This window comes from Psychrobacter sp. D2 (assembly GCF_013608135.1).
In the GTDB taxonomy this organism is placed as follows: Bacteria; Pseudomonadota; Gammaproteobacteria; order Pseudomonadales; family Moraxellaceae; genus Psychrobacter; species Psychrobacter cryohalolentis.
In genome coordinates this window covers 252,251-276,513 of sequence record NZ_JACDXZ010000001.1, presented here as the reverse complement: position 1 = coordinate 276,513, position 24,263 = coordinate 252,251, and the positions used below count along the sequence as shown (strand labels likewise).

21 protein-coding genes are annotated in these 24,263 nt (G+C 42.0%); 10 read left to right on the top strand and 11 right to left on the bottom strand.

The genetic code is table 11. The features are described 5' to 3' along the window. Positions 1-18: 18 nt before the first annotated feature. Positions 19-507 carry a Cys-tRNA(Pro) deacylase gene (ybaK, locus tag H0262_RS01190; RefSeq protein ID WP_181209393.1) on the bottom strand — a complete coding sequence of 163 codons (489 nt, stop codon included), beginning with the start codon at positions 505-507 and terminating at the stop codon, positions 19-21. Between the two features lie 247 nt (positions 508-754). Between ybaK and plsB the strand changes: the two genes are divergently transcribed. Next, a complete protein-coding gene (gene plsB, locus H0262_RS01185) occupies positions 755-3,547 on the top strand; it encodes a glycerol-3-phosphate 1-O-acyltransferase PlsB (RefSeq protein ID WP_181209392.1) in 2,793 nt (930 codons plus the stop codon). 116 nt (positions 3,548-3,663) lie between these two features. On the opposite strand, the gene ettA is transcribed toward plsB, so the two are convergent. After that, positions 3,664-5,325, bottom strand: a complete 1,662-nt coding sequence (gene ettA / locus H0262_RS01180) for an energy-dependent translational throttle protein EttA (protein ID WP_181209391.1) — start codon at positions 5,323-5,325, stop codon at positions 3,664-3,666. 370 nt (positions 5,326-5,695) lie between these two features. Between ettA and H0262_RS01175 the strand changes: the two genes are divergently transcribed. The 4 genes from H0262_RS01175 to H0262_RS01160 all read left to right on the top strand — a co-directional run bounded on the left by H0262_RS01175 (position 5,696) and on the right by H0262_RS01160 (position 9,568). Then, positions 5,696-7,018 carry a flavin reductase family protein gene (locus H0262_RS01175; protein ID WP_181209390.1) on the top strand — a complete coding sequence of 441 codons (1,323 nt, stop codon included), beginning with the start codon at positions 5,696-5,698 and terminating at the stop codon, positions 7,016-7,018. A gap of 129 nt (positions 7,019-7,147) precedes the next feature. Next, complete coding sequence (locus tag H0262_RS01170) at positions 7,148-8,494, top strand: acyl-CoA desaturase (RefSeq protein WP_181209389.1); 1,347 nt, start codon at positions 7,148-7,150, stop codon at positions 8,492-8,494. A 182-nt stretch (positions 8,495-8,676) separates the two neighbouring features. Continuing rightward, the gene (locus H0262_RS01165) at positions 8,677-8,970 is read left to right on the top strand and encodes a GNAT family N-acetyltransferase (protein ID WP_181209388.1); all 294 of its coding nucleotides are present in this window, start codon (positions 8,677-8,679) and stop codon (positions 8,968-8,970) included. Between the two features lie 304 nt (positions 8,971-9,274). Further along, positions 9,275-9,568 (top strand): 4a-hydroxytetrahydrobiopterin dehydratase, encoded by a 294-nt coding sequence (locus tag H0262_RS01160; RefSeq protein WP_181209387.1) that lies wholly within the window; start codon positions 9,275-9,277, stop codon positions 9,566-9,568. Between the two features lie 147 nt (positions 9,569-9,715). Here the strand turns inward: H0262_RS01160 and H0262_RS01155 are convergent, their stop codons facing one another. Next, positions 9,716-9,871, bottom strand: coding sequence for a DUF1328 domain-containing protein (locus H0262_RS01155; RefSeq protein ID WP_011512513.1), 156 nt, complete (start codon positions 9,869-9,871; stop codon positions 9,716-9,718). 459 nt (positions 9,872-10,330) lie between these two features. Here H0262_RS01155 and H0262_RS01150 point away from each other — a divergent pair, with 459 nt between their 5' ends. Both H0262_RS01150 and H0262_RS01145 read left to right on the top strand, forming a co-directional pair. Beyond that, positions 10,331-11,629, top strand: a complete 1,299-nt coding sequence (locus H0262_RS01150; RefSeq protein ID WP_181209386.1) for a trans-acting enoyl reductase family protein — start codon at positions 10,331-10,333, stop codon at positions 11,627-11,629. A 447-nt stretch (positions 11,630-12,076) separates the two neighbouring features. After that, entirely contained in the window at positions 12,077-12,508 is a 432-nt protein-coding gene (locus tag H0262_RS01145; RefSeq protein ID WP_181209385.1) for a hypothetical protein, read from the top strand. 136 nt (positions 12,509-12,644) lie between these two features. On the opposite strand, the gene H0262_RS01140 is transcribed toward H0262_RS01145, so the two are convergent. Further along, a complete protein-coding gene (locus H0262_RS01140; protein WP_181209384.1) occupies positions 12,645-15,167 on the bottom strand; it encodes a Tex family protein in 2,523 nt (840 codons plus the stop codon). Between the two features lie 418 nt (positions 15,168-15,585). Between H0262_RS01140 and ompR the strand changes: the two genes are divergently transcribed. Both ompR and H0262_RS01130 read left to right on the top strand, forming a co-directional pair. After that, entirely contained in the window at positions 15,586-16,350 is a 765-nt protein-coding gene (gene ompR, locus H0262_RS01135; RefSeq protein WP_011279439.1) for a two-component system response regulator OmpR, read from the top strand. Positions 16,351-16,393: 43 nt separating this feature from the next. Next, positions 16,394-17,581 (top strand): GTP-binding protein, encoded by a 1,188-nt coding sequence (locus tag H0262_RS01130; RefSeq protein WP_181209383.1) that lies wholly within the window; start codon positions 16,394-16,396, stop codon positions 17,579-17,581. Positions 17,582-17,701: 120 nt separating this feature from the next. Here the strand turns inward: H0262_RS01130 and H0262_RS01125 are convergent, their stop codons facing one another. From H0262_RS01125 to ubiG, 4 genes are all read right to left on the bottom strand, one after another. Beyond that, a complete protein-coding gene (locus H0262_RS01125) occupies positions 17,702-17,968 on the bottom strand; it encodes a DksA/TraR family C4-type zinc finger protein (protein ID WP_011512508.1) in 267 nt (88 codons plus the stop codon). Positions 17,969-18,091: 123 nt separating this feature from the next. Beyond that, entirely contained in the window at positions 18,092-18,967 is an 876-nt protein-coding gene (locus H0262_RS01120; RefSeq protein WP_259275372.1) for a YciK family oxidoreductase, read from the bottom strand. A 102-nt stretch (positions 18,968-19,069) separates the two neighbouring features. Continuing rightward, entirely contained in the window at positions 19,070-19,780 is a 711-nt protein-coding gene (locus H0262_RS01115; protein WP_011512506.1) for an HAD family hydrolase, read from the bottom strand. 34 nt (positions 19,781-19,814) lie between these two features. Continuing rightward, the gene (gene ubiG, locus H0262_RS01110; protein WP_181209382.1) at positions 19,815-20,645 is read right to left on the bottom strand and encodes a bifunctional 2-polyprenyl-6-hydroxyphenol methylase/3-demethylubiquinol 3-O-methyltransferase UbiG; all 831 of its coding nucleotides are present in this window, start codon (positions 20,643-20,645) and stop codon (positions 19,815-19,817) included. 376 nt (positions 20,646-21,021) lie between these two features. Between ubiG and H0262_RS01105 the strand changes: the two genes are divergently transcribed. Beyond that, positions 21,022-21,642 (top strand): thiol:disulfide interchange protein DsbA/DsbL, encoded by a 621-nt coding sequence (locus H0262_RS01105; protein WP_011512504.1) that lies wholly within the window; start codon positions 21,022-21,024, stop codon positions 21,640-21,642. A 150-nt stretch (positions 21,643-21,792) separates the two neighbouring features. Here H0262_RS01105 and yjgA read toward each other — a convergent pair whose 3' ends face one another. The 3 genes from yjgA to panC form a co-directional block, all read right to left on the bottom strand. Further along, positions 21,793-22,305: a ribosome biogenesis factor YjgA gene (gene yjgA, locus H0262_RS01100; protein ID WP_011512503.1), complete on the bottom strand. Its 513-nt coding sequence runs from the start codon at positions 22,303-22,305 to the stop codon at positions 21,793-21,795. A 68-nt stretch (positions 22,306-22,373) separates the two neighbouring features. Then, complete coding sequence (rapZ, locus tag H0262_RS01095; protein ID WP_181209381.1) at positions 22,374-23,336, bottom strand: RNase adapter RapZ; 963 nt, start codon at positions 23,334-23,336, stop codon at positions 22,374-22,376. Between the two features lie 59 nt (positions 23,337-23,395). Then, positions 23,396-24,259 carry a pantoate--beta-alanine ligase gene (gene panC / locus H0262_RS01090; protein ID WP_181209380.1) on the bottom strand — a complete coding sequence of 288 codons (864 nt, stop codon included), beginning with the start codon at positions 24,257-24,259 and terminating at the stop codon, positions 23,396-23,398. Positions 24,260-24,263 lie beyond the last annotated feature (4 nt).

Sequence of the window (24,263 nt, the reverse complement as noted above, 5' to 3'; positions counted from 1 at the left end):
TCTGACAATCAGCAGTTCTCAATCATCGGTAATAGAGGCAAAGCGAGCCGTAAGTGTCGTCGCTAATTGTGCTGGCGGCAGTTCAATCTCTAGACCACGGCGACCACCACTCACATAGATGGTTGAATGTGTTTGCGCTGACTCATCTATAACAGTTGGCAATCGTTTTTTTTGTCCCAATGGACTGACACCGCCTAATACGTAGCCGGTACTACGCTCGACCTGTTTGGGATCTGCCATTTGGACTTTTTTGCAGGCCAGCATTTTATTAACAGATAGCGCCTTAGCCACTTTTTTAAAGTTTAAGGTTTTATCCACTGGCAAGATAGCAACGGCGAGCACATCTTTATCGGTCAATACGACCAAGGTTTTAAAAACTTGTGTCACGTCAACACCCAGCTTTTCGGCCGCTTCTAACCCAAAAGAGGCAGCGTTACTGTCATGAGTATATTCATGTAATCGATAATCAAGACCACGTTGTTTGGCGAGATTGATAGCTGGCGTCATAATATTCTCACTGAATTAAGTGACGTTAATGAGTAAGCAGAAATACAATATAGTATATCTTGTACAAAACTATTTTTACCCTAAATACTTTACTTTTCAAATTATTGAATAGCTTATGCAGCGCGTATCTTACTGCACAATAACCAGAGCTTATTAATATTGGTAGTATCTACAGACACTATATATCGCTTTGATGGCTTTTATGGCATTATAAGGGCAATACATTTGACTAATTTTGATACCGATTATGATACCGAAGTTCTTAAAAAAACGGATTTTTAAAGCACCAGTGGTCAGTGGTAATACGCCAGCCACTGAACCGTCAGACACGCCAAAAATTGATGGTAGCCCTATTGTACCCACGCCTTATACTAATGCCCCAATTAATCAATTGTACCGTAAAATCTCGGGACAGATGCTAGATGTGGCGGTAAAACCAAAGCTTTTAGGTGAGTTACCTGAGTTTGATCAGGATGATCAGACGTTAAGATTTTATGTGCTGCAAGATTATTCGCGCTCCAACAGTATTTTGATTGACCTGCAAACGCAAGAACATAAATTACCGCCAGCATTGGTTGGGGTAAATGACAGTGCTCATAATATCAAAGAAAATGCTGCCATTATATTTTTACATCACCCCCATGCTAAAGAAAACCAACTATCGCCGCGCCTATCACGTCTGGTCTCTGCTGTTTTGCAGTATCCAGAATTAAAAGTGCGCTTGGTACCAGTATCTATTCTCTGGGGACGCGCGCCAGAAAAAGAGGATTCTTTATTTAAACTGCTAACAGCTGATAACTGGCAAGATCCTAGCATTACCAAGCAGTTATTTAATATCGGTGTGATGGGACGCGATACGTTTATACAGTTCCATCCTCCGCAAGATTTGCGTACCCTTATTAATGATAGCCTTAAAGACGATGATGATGAGCCTACTGACTTAAATTCCGCTATCTTTGAATCTGCTACTCTTGATACGAATGCCAGTGATGCTACAGATAGCGACACTGAGAATACAATCGGTGTAGCGCCAAATTATACTGTGGTAGCTGCGGCTGATGGCAATCGTGAGCTTGTACGCTCATTGCAGCAGCAGCTTAATATTTATTTGGACAAACAACGCGCCAGTATGCTCGGTCCTGACTTGTCAGACAGACGTAACTTAGTAGATAAACTGGTTTACTCGCCTGCCATCAAACATGCAATAGAGGCAGAAGCGGCAGAGACCGGTACTAGCCCTCGAGAAGCGCGACTACTCGCAAAGAGCTACGCTAATGAGATGGTTAATGATTACTCACATGCCATCATCCGCGGTTTTTATAAATTTTTAACGTGGTTATGGACGCAATTGTATGATGGTGTAGAAGTACATCACTTCGAGCGCGTACGTGAACTTGCAGCAGATTATGAGCTGGTCTATGTACCTTGTCATCGTAGCCATGTTGACTACCTACTACTGTCTTATGTCATTTATAAACGCGGCTTGAGTATTCCTTATGTCGCGGCGGGTGATAACTTAGATGTGCCAGTTTTAGGTCCAATATTACGCGGTGCAGTGGCTTTTTATATACGTCGTAGTTTCCGTGGTAATGCGCTTTATACCGCAGTTTTACGCGAGTATATGCACACGCTTATTACTCGTAATACGCCGATTGAATACTTTATCGAAGGCGGGCGCTCACGCTCAGGACGTTTGCTACCACCGAAAATGGGTATGCTAGCAATGACAGTGCACAGCCAATTGCGTCAGAGTAACAAGCCAGTGGTCTTTATTCCGACTTATATCGGCTATGAGCGCATCATGGAAGGTGGCACCTATATCGGTGAGCTAAAAGGTAAGCCAAAAGAGTCTGAATCATTACTTGGACTCCTCAAAGTCGGTCGCAAGATTGAACGTATTTTTGGTAATGTGCACTTAAGTTTTGGTACACCGCTACATTTAACCGATTTTATGGCCAAATTTGATGTACCAGAAAACAGCTTACCTGCTGATCGCACCGATACGCCGCTCGATGATAAAGCCAGCGCCATGGTTGATAATATCGGTGTCAAAGTCATGCAGCATATCAATAAAGCAGCAGTGGTTACTCCGGTATCCTTGCTGTCACTGGTGTTACTATCTGCACCAAAATCGGCGCTCGATGAAGATATTTGCCGCGAGCAAATTGCCCTTTATCAAGGTTTGGCTCAACAGCTGCCGTATTCAAGTGATACGGTCGTTACCGACATGTCGCCGCAGCAAATTATTGATTATGGTATTAAGTTAAAACTTATTGAACGTATCCCTCATATCTTGGGCGATATCATTCAGATTGCAGGTAAACAAGCAGCACTGTTGAGTTATTTCCGCAATAATATTCTTCATGTCTTTATTCTCCTGTCTTTCTTAGCGGCTTTAGTTGCCCGTAATGGTCGTATCGAACGTAGCCGTCTAGACAATATCGCCATGCAGCTCTATCCATTTCTGCAAAGCGAGCTATTCTTATATTATCCTGCACATGGTTTGGCGGATACCCTGAACAAAAAAGTTGACAGTCTGATTGCTCATGGTTTGATTGTAGAATTGGGCGATGGCATGCTCAGCGTCCCTGAAGCCAATAGCAGATGCTACCAACAGCTGCAAGTACTTGCTACACCTGTTGAGCAAAGTCTTGAACGCTACTTTATGACCTTAGCTCTACTCGCTCAACAAGGCTCAGGCAACTTAACCGAAAACGAAGTAGTTGATTTATGTCATCTGCTTGGTCAACGTTTATCAGTGTTATATGCTGATGATATTCCTGACTTCTTTGATCGTGCGCTATTCACCAGTTTCCTCGGTGCATTGACTCGTTTGGATTATCTGCAAAAAGATGCAGAAACCGGTATCTTAACCTTTGATCAACGTATCAATGATATTGCTCATCATGCAAAATATGTGCTGAGACCCGAAATGATGCAAATCTTGCATCAAGTTGCCAGTCTCAATGAAGAAGAGATTGCCCATGCTATTACTGAGATTAGTAATAAAAAGCAACGTAAATTTGGGCGTAAGCGTTAATTAACAATTTTAGGTCATAGACGTAAACAGTCTACTGAAGTAATACTCATAAAAAAGACCTCTAATATTAGAGGTCTTTTTTATTACTTTACATTTGAAATTTCCGAGTAGCTATCTTAAGTTGAAATCTTTTTATATTTCATGCGCTTAGGATTGGCATCATCACCCATCGTTTTCTTACGATACGTTTCAAACTCAGAATAGTTACCATCGAACCAAACTGGACCTTCATCTTCAAACGCCAAGATATGAGTCGCGATACGGTCAAGGAACCATCGATCATGCGATACGACCATGACAGTACCTGGGAAGACCTGAATCGCATCTTCTAACGCACGTAAGGTTTCGATGTCCAAATCGTTTGATGGTTCATCAAGGAGCAATACGTTTGCGCCTTGCTTCAAGGTCTTAGCTAACTGCAAGCGGTTACGCTCACCACCAGACAATTGACCGACGTGCTTTTGCTGGTCTGAACCTTTAAAGTTAAAGCGACCAATATAAGCGCGGCTTGGCGTCGTATAGTCGCCAACGGTAATAATATCAAGCCCGTCAGAGATTTCTTCCCAAACTGTTTTGCTGTCATCTAAATTGTCGCGTACCTGACCAACATAAGCAACTTTGACACTTTCACCCAAATCGACTGAGCCTGTATCCGGTGTATCGCGTTCGGTAATCATGTTAAATAGTGTGGTTTTACCCGCACCATTTGGACCAATAATACCAACAATGGCACCAGCTGGGACGTTAAAGCTAAGGTTTTCATAAAGTAAACGGTCACCAAATGACTTGGAGATATCGTTGACTTCGATGACTTTATTACCCAAACGAGGACCCGGTGGAATATAAATCTCAGAGGTCTCATTACGCTTCTGGAACTCTTGTGAGTTCAATTCTTCAAAACGCTGCACACGAGATTTAGACTTAGCTTGTTGACCTTTTTGGTTTTTACGAATCCAATCCAGCTCTTTTTTCAACGCTTTAGCAAACGATTCTTCTTGCTTATTCTGCTGCTCTAGACGAGTGTTCTTTTGCTCTAGCCACTCAGTATAGTTGCCTTCATACGGATAGCCATGACCGCGGTCAAGCTCCAAAATCCACTGAGCGACATTATCCAAGAAATAACGGTCATGGGTAATGGCAACGATAGTACCGCTATAGTTCTGCAGGAACTGCTCTAACCATGCCACGGACTCAGCGTCCAAATGGTTGGTTGGTTCGTCAAGTAATAACATATCAGGGCGTGATAATAGCAAACGACATAGTGCCACACGGCGTTTTTCACCACCAGACAGTTTACTGACATCCGCATCCCAAGGTGGCAGACGAAGTGCATCAGCCGCTTTTTCAAGCTGGGTATTTAAGTTATGCGCATCCCATGCTTGGATGATGTCTTCCATCTTACCTTGCTCTTCAGCAAGCTTGTCAAAGTCAGCATCGGGTTCAGCATATTCCGCATAAATGGCATCAAGACGAGCAAGCGCATCTAACGCCTCACGCATACCGTCTTCGGCGTTACCACGGACATCTTTGCTGTCATCGAGCTGCGGTTCCTGCGGCAAATAACCGATTTTGGTACCCGTTTGCGCACGAGCTTCACCACTAAATTCAGTATCCACGCCCGCCATGATGCGTAGCAAGGTTGATTTACCTGAGCCATTGATACCCAAAACACCAATTTTGGCGCCAGGGAAAAAAGATAGATTGATGTTCTTTAAGATTTCACGCTTAGGTGGAACAAGTTTTGACACGTTGTTCATCGTGTAAATATATTGAGCCATTAACACTCCGATAGACTGCATAAAAGAGGCAAACAAACAGACTTAGCAATACTACCAAGTAAGCTGCACCTCAAAATCAGGGGTATTCATTGACTGTCATTATCGCATTGTGGCGCAACCCCTGCAAGCTAACTGGCTGTTTTACCGCTTGTTTCATACCTTTTGACACAAAGCTGAGCGCATTTTATATAAAAGCTTCTATTAAAATTATCATTCAGCTTACTGATGTATCTTTCTTATTCATGGCAGTTTTATAAAAACCACAAAAAACAGCATTAAACATTTCGCAAAATTAATCAATAGACGATATTATATTAGCTAATCTTAATAAAATAGCTTTGTAAAAACGGCTTGATAGAAAAGGTACTCCATGACGACTGGCTATCGCCCTGAACTAATCCAACGCGTGTTTATTGATTTCATCAGTACGCGGCTGCACCCCTTTTGGTCATTAACTGTGCCTAAATTGCGTCTTATAGCACGCCGTACACTCAGTAATGACTTGATAGCGCTACAATTTGAGCCTAACCGCGCCTTTAAGCAGCAAGCTTTTAGTTCAGGTAATAGCTCACACAATGGTTGGCATGGCGGACAGCATATTAATTTAAGCATACTGATTGATGGTGTTTATCATCAACGCCACTATTCATTGGTTGGTCTAGCGCAGCAACCATTATGGTGGCATGAGGACGGCGATAAAAATTCTAATCGAAATCAAAATAACCTTAATAACAGCCTTGATAAAAACGGCTTTGATAGAGATCGCCTTGATGAAAAGTCGCAACCGCAAACTATTGTCTCTACGATAACTATTGCTGTTAAGCCGCAAGGTCTAGTATCAGATTATCTAAGTAAACGTGCAGCACTGGGTACTATATTTAATAGCAGTTTACCCAGTGGCGAATTTACTCTAGCTCATACAGTGTTAGCACAGCAAGCAAGTCAAATAAGCAAATCCTTATCCCTTACCCCTATACCACTGCCACTATTGTTTATCGCTAGCGGCAGTGGTATTACGCCAATGCTAGGTTTGATTACGCAGGCGCTGCAAAATGGACATCCAGTAACGCTGGTACATTACAATCGTACAACCTTCTATAAATCCCCATTGCAAGATCAATGGCAGCAGTTAGCTACTAAATATCCAACGTTCATTTATCATCTTATTAATACGGGAGACCCCCATACTTACCTTGCCGGCTCACGACACTTAAATGTAGAAACTTTAACAGCATTAAAATTACCACTGATGGATACACAGATATTTGCCTGTGGTTCGCCGGCGTTATTGGCAGGTTTGTACCGCGCTTGCGATGAGATTGATTTGCCAGATAACAAGCAGCTGCGTGACAATATTACGATAGAAAGCTTTAGTGCCATAGAAAGCTTCGATCATATCTTGCCTGCTATAGATAAAGCAGACGAAGAAGCCGTTACTAGCGAAGCAAAAACCATCTATTTACGTGGACGGCAACGACAATATAACAGTAGTACGACCTTACTATTAGGTGCTGAGAGCGCTGGTATTCGAATGAGCCACGGCTGCAGACAAGGTATCTGTCAACTGTGTCGCTGTAATAAGATCAGCGGAAGGGTCAAAAACATTCAAACTGGTAAGATAAGTAATGATGGCTATGAGTCTATTCAAACCTGCATTAATGTACCAATGACTGATGTCATATTGGATATTTAAAAAATATTATCAAGGATAAGACAGCCTTGCATAAACATTTATTTGTAATGTTTATTAAAACTGACACCGATGATTAAACCGAACGTTATGCTTGCGATTTATTGATTCACCTTCGGATAAGGACTATCTATGCGCTTGTTACCCCCTATATTTAAAGCTAAATCTGCAGTCTCTGCTATAACTCCGTTAATCGATGCACCATTCAAAACCACGCGATATCCGACGTTAACGGGTACGCCGTTACCAAAAGTGCAAACCGAAGCGCTCGCTAATGAATTGAATACACTGTATCAAGGCGTGATGGACTCACTAGGCAGCGATGATGCGCGCTATATTCAGCGTGTTTATGGGACGGTAGTATATAGCGAGGTAATTTCACGGGCATTACTGGCATTTTCTGGGCAATTATCATCAAAACGTAGCAAACTTAGCGTTTGGCTACTGGGCACATCCTTACTGAGTTTTAGTAAAATTTTAAACAATATGGAGCTTGGCCATAATGTCATGCATGGTCAGTATGATTGGATGCAGCACCCTCACCTTAACAGCCAAAATTTCGATTGGGATATCGTTTGCCCTGCGCCTCTATGGCAGCATTCGCATAACTACTTGCATCATACTTTTACCAATATCGTCGGTCGTGACCATGACGTCGGCTATCACTTGATTCGTGTGACTGATGAACAGCCTTGGACGCCAAGCGATCGTTATAACTTATTTAAGACGATGATATTGGCATTAGGCTTTGAATGGGCAGTCGCTTTCCATGATATCCAAATCAGTGTTGACGAATACGCAGATAGGCCGCAGCTGGCAGAAATAATGCAGCCAAAATCTCGTGCCCTATTCAGTAAAATCGCCCGGCAAGCGGGTAAAGATTATATTGCTTTTCCCGCAGTGGCAGCTGTAGCGTTAGGTCGTAGTAGTGCAATGATAACCTTAAGCGGTAATATCACTGCCAATATCGTTCGCAATCTATGGACATGGGCAGTGATATTTTGTGGTCACTTTACTGAGCAGGCGCATATTTATACCCAGCTTGATGCCAATGAGAGCAAAGGTGATTGGTACGTACGCCAAATTCTCGGCTCTAGCAACATTCAGGGTAATAAATGGTTTCATATTCTGACCGGTAATTTATCGCATCAGATTGAGCACCATATCTTTCCCGATATGCCTGCTAGGCATTATGCGCAGATTGCACCAAACGTACAGGCCATCTGCGATAAATACAATTTAACCTATAATACTGGGCACTTTAGTCATCAATTTAAGCAAGTAGTTGGACGCATTCGCCATTTTAGTAAACCAAATAGCGATGAATGGCGCGCTTACACACAATCGATATCAAATAATGATAGAAGCATTACCAACAAAAGCAGTAATAACCATGCCTCTAACAACGCTACTGAGACGTTACGTGGTTTTAGAAGGTTTCTCCCTCAGGTTGTGCGCCAAGCTATGTTTTATGCCTGATTTTTTATTAACGAGACTGGCATAGTTTTTAAGCTTGAACAGAACCTTTAGAATAGAAGCCTGTTAAAAATATTAACATTTGCCCTATCTACTCTTACGCTAACAGCCTAGAGATGTAAACTAGAAATCTGCACAATAACAAGAGTAGAAATAATTATAATATTTGAAAATAGGGAGTTTTTATGAGTAACGTCGGTACAAAATCAGATATGAATATCGTCCATAATGAGGCAGCGAGACGCTTTGAGACTTCGATCGATGGGCAGACAGGTTATATCAGTTACAAAGAGCGTGAGGATAAGCTGGTATATGATCATACTATCGTCCCACAGGAGTTAGGTGGTCGAGGGGTTGGCTCGGCATTGGTAAAACATGCATTGGACTATGCTCGTGAAGACAATAAGAAAGTAGTACCGCAGTGCTCGTTTGTTGCCTCGTATATTGATAAAAATCCTGACTACAAAGATCTACTATAGTTCAAACTATTGAATAAGTATGTTTGACGATAAATAGCTACGATAGTTTGCTCTATTAACCGTTATACTAGCGCTATATACTCTCACTAATAACGTCATTGCCCTCCTATCTTCTTGATACTTCTATTATATTTTTTTAGCCAAATATATAATAAAATGTCAGTGACAGGTGGGTTTTTTGTCCTATGACTTTTTATAAGCGTTTATTACATTCGTGAAGGCAAATAAAAATTACAGTAGTTGCCACACTATTTTATCGTTAATAATGATTTTTCTATCTACCATAATAATAAAGGATATCACCATGAGTAGTTTATCTAATCAACAAGTCGATTTGCAGCTAGAAGAATTACCAGGCTGGCAGCGCGAAGGTAATGCGATCGTAAAAACCTACCACTTTGGCGATTTTGTTGAAGCCATGAGCTTTATGAATCAAGCCGCTTTTCATGCTGAAGCGTTAGAGCATCATCCTGAATGGAGTAATGCCTATAACGTGGTAGAAGTTCGCCTAACTACTGGTGATACTGGCGGCATCACCAGCCACGATGTTCGTTTAGCAAAACGCATGGAACATATCGTCCAGCCCAAACGCCTATAAATATTAAGCTGTGTGCTTACTACGTATCACTTAGCAGATAGCTATTTTTTAGCCATAAAAAAAGACTTCAGATAGTATCTGAGGTCTTTTTTACTAGCCAGTTTTCCAACTGGCTAATGTCTTTATAGGACGAGTATACTTTTCCTATTACATACGGCGGCTAACAAATGCCACGATGAATAGAATGACTGCTAATGCTAACAAGATATAGGCGAAGTTTGCAGACAATCCAGCAACACCACCAAATCCTAAGAAACTTGCTAACAATGCGATTACGGCGAAAATAATAGCCCAACGAAACATAATAATTCTCCTAAAATAGTAATTGAAAAGTCAAATAATAAGGTTGCTATAGTAATTGCTAACCAACTAACTCTTACATTACCAACCTCAGTCATCCGATATTTTGCTTTTTATTTTTTTACAGCTCTTAGTGTTTAAAAATATAGATAATGCTGTAGATAGTGCTTAGGAATATAGAGTAGCAATGATTTTCAATCTAAAAGGTTCATTTTGGTAATAATGTCGATAGGTTATGTAAACTTTGTAGCAAATCTTACCATTTAAAGATATTTTCAGTACTTATGTGTGGAAACGGTAAATAAGCACTTAAGTACTACTAAGTCTATGAGAAAATTATTCAAAGATCTTACGCTCGATTTTATAAATATTATTTATGATGCTTTTTTAAGCTCAATTGAACTTAATGATCATTTTCTTATAACAATCATTTGACAAAGCACACTAACAAGGAAGATAACGATGAATACGGATATATCAAAGAGTACTAACTCATCAGGTGATAACAAAAAATCTAGTAGTGAAAAACGAGCTTATGCGGTGGTTTTATATGGGGCAACCAGCTTTGTTGGGCAAATCACTGCTCATTATCTGGCAGAGTTTTTGTCTGCTAACAAAGATAAGAGCGGCTCTGAAATTAATTGGGCGATAGCAGGTCGTGATCAAGAGAAGCTCAACGAGTTGCAATCTAAACTTACTAGCAAAGTAGATATTATCATTGCCAATAGCGATGATGCGGCAAGCCTTGATGCCATGACCGAGCAAACACAAGTCATTATCTCAACCGTTGGACCTTATCTTAAATACGGCGAACCACTTATCAAATCGTGTGTTGATAATGGCACAGATTATGTTGATCTCACTGGTGAGGCAATATTTATCAAAGATATGATGAATAAGTATCAAGAGGCGGCAAAACAAAGCGGCGCCCGTATCGTCAACTCGTGTGGCTTTGATTCTATTCCATCAGACTTAGGCGTCTACTTTACGCAAAAGCAAGCAGAAGCGAAGTTTGACAGTGCTTGTGATGTCATTCATATGCGCGTGAAAGCCGCGAAAGGCGGACTATCAGGCGGTACGATTGCCTCAATGGCAACCATCTTTGAGGAAGTTGGACAAGATAAATCTCGTCGTAAGCAAGTGGCAAATCCTTATTTACTGAACGATGATAAAAATGCGCCAAACGTACGTCAGAGCAATGTCAGTAAACCAGAATACGATAGCGAACATAAGCGCTGGCTTGCACCTTTTGTGATGGCAAGTATCAATACGCGCATTGTACATCGCAGTAATCAATTGCTTGGTTATGAATATGGACGCGAATTTAAATATGATGAAGCAATGTGGATGAAAGATGGTCTCAAAGGTAAGCTGACGAGTTACGCCTTGAGTGCAGGCTTGCTCGGCTTTGCCACTGCTATGATGATTACGCCAAGCCGCGAGTTATTATCCAAGCACGTGTTGCCCAAATCAGGTTCAGGACCTTCTAAAGAAGAGCAAGAAAACGGCTATTTTGATATTCGTCTCTTTGGGCAAATAGCTAACAAAGACAGTATTACTACCAAAGTAACGGGTGATAAAGATCCAGGCTATGGCAGCACTTCACGTATGTTGTCGCAAGCGGCATTATGTCTAGCGCAAGATATCAGCAAAGAAGAAGTGAAGGGTGGTTTTTGGACACCTGCTTCAGCAATGGGCGACAAGCTACTTGCTCGTTTAGAGAAACACGCTGGTCTGAGCTTTGATGTGATTGATAACTAAACCTATGTCTTAAAAAGCAGTTTCTATAATATCAATTAGTAGTATTAAAATAACCGCATTTTGGTCACAAGGTGCGGTTCTTATCTAACAATAACACTACAATAATTGCACGATATCACTTATTAGTAGGAGTCTGTTAGATTTTTCATGGATGTACCACTGAATGTTTAGTATTTAAATTGTTATTATTGCGCCTAGTGTTTACAACGCCTTTTATATCTATAGATAACGTTATGCACTGACCAGAATTTTTATACGAATCAATCATGATAGTCGCCTATTGATTATCATGATTTTATTTTTTCTATAGATTATATATTAGTTATTTTAAATATATATATTCTGTATTCTACATAGATAAGTATCATATCAGACTGCATTTAATCAAAGTTTTCTCTACGAGCATTTTAGCTGACATTATAAAAATATAAATTGAGGATTAAATAGATGAAAAACCATACTCTAGCTTTATCATTACTGATTGGCGCGGCACTTACTGTTCCGGCAATGGCAGCTCCATCTGATACTAAAGCCGCTAAAAAGACGACCGCCACTGCTGAGATGGCTGTTGAAGCCAAAGTTGAAAGCACAGGCAATGAGACTGATGCAAATACTTCTAAAACAAGCAAAATGACGCCGTTTGCGATTAGCGAAACTCAAACGATTTCGCGCGCACGCGTCAATAGCAATATTGGTCAACAGCCAATGACTACTGAGATAAAAGCGCCCAACGCTCAACAATCGATGACTACCGAAATAAAAGCGCCAGCAGAAGCTTTACAAAACTCAGAATTACAAACAACTGAGATTATCTCTGAAGATGTAGCGCTAGATGCAGAAGAAGACTTAGCAGAAGTTTCAGAAGAAGATGATCTATAAGTAAATACCTAAGTAATTATACTAAGGCGATTCTTGAAATAAATATAGTGATTAAAAAGCACCATTGATATATTTGATTTAATAAAAAAGGCAGCCATTAGGCTGCCTTTTTTGTTTCTATTTAGAATAAGACGTCTTATTTCTTAACTTTAGTCACACCTGCTTCTTGCAATAGCGCGCCGAGAGTACCCATTTTGCTAGGCGATTCTGCTTTTTCTGCACGAGGCGCCTTACTGCGACTGTCGCTATTATTGCTGCTACTAGGTTGACGCTTAGGCTTAGACGGACGCTTATCGCCAGCTGGACGATTGCTACGCGGACGACTGGTATTCTCATCATTATTAGTAACATTTGCCGTCGCAGGTTTCGCTGCTGGGCGTGCAGGTTTTTCAGCTTCAGGTTTCATACTAAAACCAATACGACCGCGTTTTTCGTCAATAGAGATGACACGGACCGAGACGATATCACCGGGCTTGACGCGGTTCATCGGGTCTGCGACAAAGTCATTGGCCATTTGCGAGATATGAACCAGACCATCTTGATGCACGCCAACATCGATGAAGCAACCAAAAGCAGTCACGTTGGTAACAACCCCTTCTAGTGTCATGCCTTCGCTCAAATCTTTAATGCTGTTCACATCTTCACGGAAGTTAGCCGTCTTAAACTCAGGACGTGGGTCACGAGCAGGCTTAGCAAGCTCATCTAAAATCGCTTTTACGCTAACATTTTCATCATTAGCAGCTAGCGCTGTGGTATCGATGCTGTTTAACACACTATCATTACCGATAACTTCTGGCAAGGCTTTACCTGTTTGGGCAAGTAAGCTGTCGACCAGCGCATAGCTTTCTGGATGTACACCAGTTGCATCAAGTGGATTGCTACCATCATGTATGCGTAAGAAGCCTGCGGCTTGCTCAAAGGTCTTAGCACCTAAGCGCGGCACATTTTTCAATGACTCGCGGCTATCAAAAGCGCCATGCTCTTTGCGATAGGTAACGATTTGCTGCGCAACATTCTTATTTAAGCCAGCAATGTGCGCCAAGATAGCGGGGCTTGCCGTATTCACATCAACACCAACAGCGTTAACGCTGTCTTGTGTGACTTTATCAAGACTATCTGCCAACTGAGCTTGATTGACATCATGTTGATATTGACCAACACCAATGGCTTTTGGATCTACCTTGACCAGCTCCGACAACGGGTCTTGTAGACGACGAGCAATAGACACTGCCCCACGTACAGAGACATCTAAATTACCAAGCTCATCAGTAGCAAGCTCACTGGCAGAATAGACTGACGCGCCAGATTCATTCACGATGACTGCTTTGGCTTTTAGCGCATCATTTGCTGCCAAAATCTCTTTAATCATCGCATCTGTTTCACGGCTTGCCGTACCATTACCGATAGCCACTAGATCCACATTATAAGTACTTAATAATTCATCGATAACCACTTTGGCTTCAGTCATTTTATTATCAGGCGCAAATGGATAAACCGTTGCGATAACAGGCTTGTCTTCGGCATCTAACATTACATGACCTTGAGCATCAACAATCGCCATCTTAACGCCATGACGGATACCGGGATCAACACCCAAAATAACTTTGCGACCAGCAGGTGCTGACATCAATAAATGCTGTAAATTATTGGCAAAAACATCAATCGCAGCCGCTTCTGCAGTCAGACGCTTTTCAGTCAATAAACGATGCTCGATATGTGGACGCCATTTGTCTTTCCATAAGCTGCTCGCCGCTTCTGTCAAAAATTCTTGACGCTCAGTTGGCGCTTTAGCATCAATCTCAAAATGCTTAATAATTTTTTCAATAAAAGGCGCATTTTCACCTTCAATTTTTAGACCCAAGACGTTTTCTTGACGACCACGTAGCATCGCTAATAAGCGATGATTTGGCAAACGTGCAAGGCTTTCGCTATGCTCAAAGTAATCTTTGAATTTTTCACCAACTTCACGTTTTTCTTCACTGGCAACGCTCGATACGATGCTGGCTGTTTTGGCAAAACTGCTACGTAAATGATCTAACAAGTCTAATGCTTGCGTCCATTCATCTACGATAATGGCTTGTACACCAGCAAATTGCTTCTCGATATCACTAAAATCAACTTCAATCTCATTACCGCTTTCATCAGTAATGCTTGATTGTACTTGATAGTCTGCTAATGCATCGGTTGGCGTCACGTTTTGCGTTAACACTGCTTGTGCAGCAATATCAAGACCAGCAGCACGTGCTTTGGCAGCTGGTGAACGGCGACGCGGACGATATGGCAAGTAAATGTCTTCAAGCTCAAGTTTTGAGGTTGCATTATCAATACGTGTCTGCAGCTCGTCGGTCAAATTGCCTTGTGTGCTCAGTAATTCAATAATTTTAAGGCGACGGGTTGCCATATCACGTTCATAATTGAGAGACTTCTCTAGCGCGCGCAATTGCGCATCGTCGAGATTCTGCGTCTTTTCTTTGCGGTAACGGGCAATAAACGGAACGGTCGCGCCTTCATCGTACAGTTTGACAAACGCATTGACTTGAGCAGTCTTAATGCCAAGCGCGCGAGCAAGCTTGTCGTGAATATTCGCGTGTGTGGTTGCATCCAAAACCTGTGCATTTGTCGAGGTTTGAGATGGCGTTAAGGTATCAGTGCTACTCATAGACGTATCAATCGTTGAGAAATGTAGTTTTGCATTATAGCAAAAGCTGCATGAATAGAAATCCTTTTTATCTTTTCGTTATTTATCGTGTTATTTATCGCAAAAATCGTTTAATGAGCACACTCTTGACGCTTTATTAAACAAACACCTACAGCATTTGCCTTTATCAGTGATGCAATTATGACTGCAATCTTATACACTAAAGTCTCATCAGCACAAATATTGCTGTGTACCAACGTACTGAACAATAGTTCTCATTTTTATATTTTTTTGCCAATCGATGGAATGATGCTTAAATAGTTGCACTAATAAATGGTAAAAGTGGTATTCACACTGTTTTTATTGAGAGTAAATATACTGACTGGTGCGTTTTAACAATAATTTTTGCTAATAATAATTTTTATAAGAGGATGCCTGTATGTCTGAAAATAACAGCCCCGATACCTTAACTCAGCGTATTCTAGTCGTTGATGACGATGCACGATTGCGCTCTTTGTTACAGCGCTTTCTAGAAGACGATGGGTTTGTTGTCCGTACTGCCCACGATGGCAGTCAAATGGATAAGCTGCTGCAGCGTGAGCTTTTTTCATTAGTGGTACTTGATTTGATGCTACCAGGCGAAGACGGTATCAGTATTTGTAAGCGTCTGCGCGAAGATAATGGCGACATCCCTATTATTATGCTCACGGCTAAAGGTGGCGACGCTGATCGTATCGCGGGTCTAGAAGCGGGTGCGGATGACTATCTACCAAAGCCATTTAATCCAAAAGAGCTATTAGCACGTATCAAAGCAGTACTCCGTCGTCAAAATCGTGAGCTACCAGGGGCACCAAGTCATCAGCTTGAAGTAGTAGAATTTGGTCCATGGACACTTGATTTATCGACACGTACGCTCAAACGCGACGGCAATGTTGTCACCTTAACGACGGGTGAATTCTCGGTACTAAAGGCATTGGTTCAGCATCCACGCGAGCCATTGACCCGTGATAAGCTGATGAACCTTGCCCGTGGTCGTGAATGGGGCGCGATGGAGCGTTCAATTGACGTTCAAGTATCACGTCTGCGCCGCTTAATTGAAGACAATCCTTCACAAGCACGTTATATCCAGACTGTCTGGGGCGTAGGCTATGTATTCGTACCTGACGAAGCAGAAGTCGAAGCAGCTAAGAGCGAATCACTTTAAATTTCTAAGTATTGCTTGTGTCCGTTGATATATCATACTATTAATGGGTAATCCTATTCATACAACGGGCGCAACATTGAAATCCTCTATTATTCATCAAAATATACCCTGCACTTTGGTGACAGGGTTTTTGGGTTCTGGCAAAACCACACTTATTAATCAATTGATTGCCGATAAATCCACTGATGAGCGTTGGGCATTATTGATTAACGAGTTTGGTCGGATTGGCATCGATGCAGCCTTGGTTTCAAGCTCACAAGATAGCAATTCCGCTCAAAATAATCTCGCCATTCGTGAAGTTAGCGGCGGCTGTATTTGCTGTACCAGCCAGTTACCTCTACAAATCGCTATTAGTCGCCTTCTGAGTGACCATCATCCGCAGCGCCTGCTTATTGAGCCAACAGGGCTTGCTCATCCACGTGAGCTTATACGGCAGCTGAGCGCGCCGCATTGGCAGACGGCTCTAAAAATGCAAGCGGTCATAACTGTACTTAACGCTCTGCAGTGGCAACGAGAAAAATATCGTGCTCACGAAGGGTTCCAAGCGCATATTCGTGATGCCGATGTCTTGGTCATTAATCGCTATGCCCAATTAAGTACTGACGATAAGCAAGCATTACAAGATTGGGTAGCAGAGTTAAATGCGCAAATCACTATTATTTGGGCAGAATCTGATGATCAGACCACAATTAACGATATAAGCACATCAAATGACTATTCAGCAGTGTTAAGCACGCAGCTGACCAAGCCTAGCCAGACTATCTCACAACAGCGGACAGTTAATATTGCTCAGCATAAAAAATCTGTGATTAGCTTGCAGCCGCTGAGTCATTCATTATCGAATAAGTCATTATTCGACCCTTCCACAAACGATAATAATATTCAGGCAGATAAAGACATCGAGCTGCCCTATCGTTATCATGAAATACAGCAAGATATCGTAGTTGCAGGTTGGCGACTACCAGCGGATTATATATTAAATGCTGATAAGTTACAGGATTGGCTGCTAACGCTACCAAACTGGCAACGCATCAAAGGCGTATTGCATACGTCTAATGGCTGGCTACAAATCAATTTTACGCCTGATAGCTTGTCCACAAAGACAGTGAGCGTACAAGCCGACAGCCGACTAGAGATTATTTTGCGAACAAGTACTGGGCAAGAAGATGCGATAGAGGTTAAGCTAGATTGGGAAGCCTATGACCGTAAACTCATGGCGTTGATACTATAGTTAATGATTGCATAGCCATCTATTGTAGTGGTAAAAAGATTGTTGATAAAAATAGAACCAATAAAAAAGCCCACACTATTTTGATAGTGGAGGCTTTTTTATTGAGCAGCATTGGTTTTATTAGCGTAACTGACTGTCTTTACTGCCACGACGATTAAACAATTCCGCAGCTTTTGCTTCTTGCTCAAGCTCAGATTGACAGCCAACACAATGCTGCACACCCGGTACTGCGATACGGCGAGCTTCTGGAATCGCCTTACCACATTCATCACAAAACTCTGCGCTTTTACCTGTCGGTAATGCACGGCGTGCGCGCTCTAGCGCATCGTTAACGGTGGCATCCATTTGCTCATGCTCAGCACCATCTCTTGACCAACCACCTGCCATATTATTATCCTATTTATTTTTATTAATTATGCGTATTTTTAATTAAGCATAAAGGTCTTTGATAACAAATAGATGGGGTTAAATATCAGCAATTTCAATCTACCTGCGCAGACAAATTGTCGCTCAATCCTTGGGTTGTAACTCAACCACTTGTCCACGTACCCCGATACTCTCATCACTCATCAAGCACACATAACCTGCCATAATATCTTCAGGAGTTTTCAGACTCATCGGATTTTCACCTGGATAAGCATGGGCGCGCATATTGGTGCGAGTACCACCCGGATTGATACAGTTAAAACGCAGATTGGTGGTGTTTTGTGTCTCTTGGGTAAAGATATCGCTCATTCCTTCTACCGCTTGCTTAGACAGCGCGTAAGCACCCCAAAATGCGCGAGGATGCGTACCAACGCTGCTAGAAGTAAATACGATAGAACCATGCGGTGCATCTTTGAGTAACGGTAGTAGCGCTTGGGTAAGCATAAAGGTCGCTGTGAAGTTAATCTTCATAACTTGAGCAAACATATCTACATCGTACATCTCAAGTGGCGTCAATGGACCAAGCATCCCAGCATTATGCAATATCCCATCAAGCTGACCAACTTCTCTATGAATCAAATTTTCTAGCTTTTGCATTTCTGCATAGGTAGCCCCTTCTAGATTCATCGGTAACATAGCAGGCTGCTTGCCACCAAAGCTCTCGATTTCATCATAAACATATTCAAGCTTACTACTGGTACGTCCTAATAGCAGCACCGTTGCGCCATAGCGTGCATAGGTCAAAGCAGCGACCCGACCAATGCCATCACCTGCGCCTGTGACTAAAATGGTCTTGCCATCTAAGCAGTTTTCAGAGGGTACAAAGTCACGAATATCCCCGTGGGTTAATTCGGTTGCAGACGATTGCAATTCAGTCTGCTGGCTTGCAATATTATTGGCTATATTATCGGCTGGATGGTTTGCCGACTGATTCGCTAATGGGTTGATATTGTCACTCATGGCGTTACTCACTACTTATCGTTTAATAAATGGGATGGTTAACCATTATGCTATGTTGTTAAATATTGACTGATAACACGCTGATCTTGTGGCTCATTGGAGTTATAAATAGTCGAATTTACCAGAAGAAAGCAGTAACTTACTCAACTGCTCAGGGGTTTCCGTAATATAATCTGCGCCCCATTTCTTCAGGTTGTTTTGATCTTCAGGCGGAATATAACCATAAGCGGCCAGAATCGTGGGCATACCAGCGGCATTACCAGCTTCGATATCACGGATATGATCGCCAACATAAATCACACTTGCAGCAGCGCCGCGAGGGATACCAAGCTTCTCTAGCGCCGCATACATAGGCTCTGGATCAGGTTTAGGGCGTGACACATCATCAGGACAAACCAAAACCGCACAGCGCGTATCTAGCTGCATTTTTTCTAATAACAGCTCTGACAAATAGCGCGGTTTATTGGTCACTATACCCCACGGTACACCTTTTTCTTCAAGGGCACTTAAAACGTCCTCAAGCGTGTCAAAAACATGACTATCTACACAAATATCCGCTTCATAATCGTCTAAAAACTGCTGACGAAACTCAAGCAACGTCTCTTCGCTAAAGTCTGTTTGCTCATTATGACGTAGCATAAGCTGCACCATCGCTGAAGCACCTGCCGATACTTGCTCACGAATCTCTGTCTCAGACGGCGCTTGCCAGCCGTTTTCTTGGCTCATTTTGCCAATAATACGTACAAAGTCGGCAGCAGTATCTATCAATGTCCCATCTAGGTCAAATAAGACCGCTTTTACAAATTGGCTCATTACGAAGGCTCTTAATTAAGGTGATAAAAGGGTATTAAGCGAGAGGTTTCTGTACTGCTATCATATAGTTGACATCGACTTTTTGAGCTAGCCAGTAACGCTTGGTCAATGGATTATAGTGCAGTCCAATGATATCTTGGCGCGCAAACTCTGCATCAATTGCCATTTTATCGAGCTCAGCTGGCGTAATAAACTTGGCATAATCATGCGTACCGCGATCAAGCAAGCGCAATACGTACTCTGCACCCACGATAGCAAACAAATAAGATTTTGGATTACGGTTAATCGTTGATAGTACGCATACGCCGCCTGGCGCCAACAGCTTAAAACAAGCATCTACAATAGCGGCTGGATCTGGTACATGCTCTAGCATCTCCATACAGGTAACCACATCAAACTGACCAGCATGGGTAGCAGCCAATTGCTCAACCGGAATATGCTGATAGCGCAAGGTATCTTGTAAGTTGCTTTGTTCAGCATGGAGGCTTGCTGCTTTGAGATTTTCTGTCCCAAGGTCGATACCTGTCACATCTGCGCCGCGACGTGCCATTGATTCTGACAAGATACCACCGCCACAACCGACATCAAGAACCTTTTTACCCGCCAAGCCCCTCTCTGCCGTTTTTTGACTATCAGTACTCACGTAGCCACGCTTCACATTTTCTTCTATCCAGTTTAGACGCAGCGGATTGATTTCGTGTAAGGTAGCAAAGGCACCGGTTTTATTCCACCACTCACCCGCCAGTTTATTAAATTTTTCAACTTCGCTTGGATCGACATTGATAGCGTTTATGGTATCGTTAGCCATGCCACTATCATTTGCTTGAGTGTGCAAAGGCTGCCCAGAAAATAATGCTTGGCTCATAGTTTTTCCTTTATTGTTATAGTATGTGACTAAAGACTCAATATTAACATGCGAGCCGTAAAGCTGCCGTAAGTACATCGTCACCGATTGTGAACTGCTTTATTGATGCTCTAAAGGTCAATAAAAATAGAATAACAGGCTATAAGTAAGATACCTTAAATAATGACTGACAGCATTACAACCATTAGTTAAGAATCCGGTTCACAAACTGCCGCATTTTACGCTATTATAGTTGCTATTCTATAGTAGGTCGACTCAGTCGACCTATCGTCGTCTATTGACTTTGTCATTGCTTATTTGCTTTGGTATTTATATGACTATCAAAGCTATAACTATTAAAGCAAACTTCTGAATGTCGTTATTTCAAGGAATAAGTATGAAACGTATCATCGCATTAACTGGCTTGGCTTGCGCTATTGGATTTGCTAATATGGGTGCACAAGCTGCCAATTATGTCGCAGGAAAAGACTATCGTGTGTTAGATAATCCAGAAAAAATCAGCGGTGATGCTATCATTGTGCGTGAGTTTTTTTGGTATGGTTGCCCGCATTGTAATGTCCTTAATCCACACATGGAAAAATGGGCAAAAAACAAAGATAAAGATGTAGCATTCTTTAAAACACCCGCAGCATTAAACCCTGTTTGGGAAGCCAGTGCCCGTGGTTTTTATGCCGCGCAATTACTGGGTTTTGAAGACAAGACCCATGACGCTTTATTTGATGCCGTACATAAAGATGGTAAGCAGTTATTTGACCAGTCTTCATTAAGCAAATGGTATGCCTCAAAAGGTGTGAACGAAAAGAAATTTAATAGCCTTTATAACTCTTTTGCTGTTGGTACCAAAATCGGTCGCTCACAAGCAGGTGCCAAACGTTATCAGCTATCAGGTGTGCCAGCCGTTGTCGTGCAAGGCAAGTACGTGGTAACCGGTGAAAGTGCTACCGTACCTAAAGTAGTTGATTTCCTAGTCGACAAAGTACGCGCAGAGAAAAAGTAGCATTAGTTTTTAAAAAAAATATAAAAATGCTATTTCTGATCCATTAAAAAAGCCAATCTTTACTGATTGGCTTTTTTGTATTTTAGTATTCTATCTTTAGTGTGTTATAGGTACCCACTAACCAAATTCGCTTGCCTATATCTCTTATCGCTATTTTTTTAGATTCGTTAAAATAGCCACTTCACGGATATAACTGGCCAAATCGGCTTTTGACTCCGCCATTAACTCCTCATCATTTGTATGCTTAGCGTACTCAATCCAGAGCAATAGCTGATACATACTATGCTGCTCAGAGGCTTTATATTGTTTGACAAACTGCTTAAGCGTACCTTCATCATTGATATTTAGACGCTCATACCAGCTCTCTATCTTAGAAACCTGCTCTTTAGGAAAATAGGCATCAAATAATGCTTTTATCAGCTCATGGCGATTTTCTTCAATCATAAGCTTGCCAACGCGCTTGGTTTGACGATTACGCGCATTGGCGCTGGTGATATCGGCAAGCGCCATTAATTCCGCCATAAAATAATCACTGGCAGGTAAAGCTTTAAGTTGTTTCTTCGATAAGCTGGCAAGCGGTATCGACAACTGTTGCAGGCGCTCATGAGCTTTTTTGAGCTCTGTGCGTGAGACGCGCATATCTTGTTCTGACCAGTCAATCATAAAAGCTTTCCATGTTTAAAAATAAATAATAGGTATAAAAAAATTAGGTATAAAAGGTTTAGCAAACGCTACCAGCGATGCTTTTCACGGTGTTTCGCCGTCACGGTTAAACCTTCTGGCAAGCTATTTTGCAATCTGTCTTGTAAGTGTTTGGTGATAAATACCGAGCGGTGCTTGCCACCAGTGCAGCCAATGGCAACCGTTACCGTATGACGATTATTATGTAAAAAATCAGGTAACCAACGATTCAAGAATGTAGCGATATCTCCCGTCATCTCAGCAACCTCTGGATAATCGGCAAAAAACGCACCCACTTCGGCGTCAAGACCTGTCGCCGAGCGCAGTGTCGGATTCCAATGTGGATTGGGTAAGATGCGTACATCAAAGACAAAATCTGCATCGATAGGGCTGCCGTACTTGAAACCAAACGACAGCAAATTAATCACGATTTGATTATCTACACCCACATAATCACGCAGACGCTCTTTTAGCTGATGAATATTGAGCATACTGGTATCTATCTTGATATCGGCATGCTTAAATATCGGCTGCAAAAGCTGTATTTCTTTCTCAATAGCTGCTGGTAAATTATAAACGTTATTTTCTACGCCTTTGGTATCTAACACCATCAACGGATGGATGCGGCGCGTGGCATTAAAGCGTGCAACCAGCGTCTCTTCTTGCGCCGTCACATACATCACCGTGACCGCCTCTTCGCCATAGGTCTGCTTTAAACTGTCATGGATTGCATCAAAGTTAGATAAATCTGCGCGCGGCGTACGAATATCCACCCCAAGGGCAATGCGTTTAATTCCACTATCACAGACCAGCTTTTGCGCCGCTTCAGGCACAAGAGACAAAGGCAAATTGTCAATAGAATAAAAACCCAGATCTTCAAGGATATTTAGTACCGAGGTTTTCCCTGAGCCTGAACGTCCTGACACTACCAATATACTCAGTTTATCACCAGTGGATTCGTTAGAATCTGTTAGCTTTGATTGAGCATTATGGGTGTCTTGATTTACCTGCATGTTCCGTCATCCTTATAAATTGCATCCCGCAAATTACAATATTATAAATAGCAGTGTGATCAAACTTTATTAATCGTGACCAATCGATTGTCTAGCAAGCGTGCACGACCTAGCCATGCAGCCACTAAAATAACCAAGACTTGATGGTTATTGATACTCTCATCATCAACAGCTATCAACTCAGTTGTTTTTACTTCTAGATAATCAATCATAAACCCCGCACTAGTAATACGCTCATGAGCTGCTGTCAAAAGCACCTCTAACGGCTGTTTATTATCACTAATCTGTTTGGCTAAATACTGCAGCTCCTGCTGTAAGATAGGCGCTGTTTGGCGCTCAGACTCGCTTAAATACTGATTGCGCGATGATAACGCTAAGCCATCAGTAGCACGAATAATAGGCGCGCCAATAATATCGATTGAATAGCTCAAATCACGAACCAACTGCTTAATAATGGCTAATTGCTGATAATCTTTTTGCCCAAATACGGCTATGTTAGGTTGCACGATATTGAAGAGCTTAGAGACAACAATACCGACACCATCGAAATGATTGGGGCGGGTTTTGCCACATAGTTGCTCAGTAATAGTCCCAGCGAGAATAGTGGTCGGCGGCGGTAGTACCGGATACATCTCATCAATAGCAGGAGCAAAAACATAGTCAGCGCCAACCGTGGCAAGCTTCGCGACATCTTCATCTAAGGTACGAGGGTAGCTATCAAAGTCTTCACCAACCCCAAACTGCGTTGGATTGACGAAAATACTAACCACCACGATATCTGCATGCTGTTTGGCGATTTTTACCAGCTCCAGATGACCATCGTGTAGATTGCCCATTGTAGGTACTAAGGCAATGCGCTGCGCTGTTCGGTAAGGCTGTAGAGCAACGCGTAAGTCTGAGATATGGTAATGAATCGTCGGCATGGTT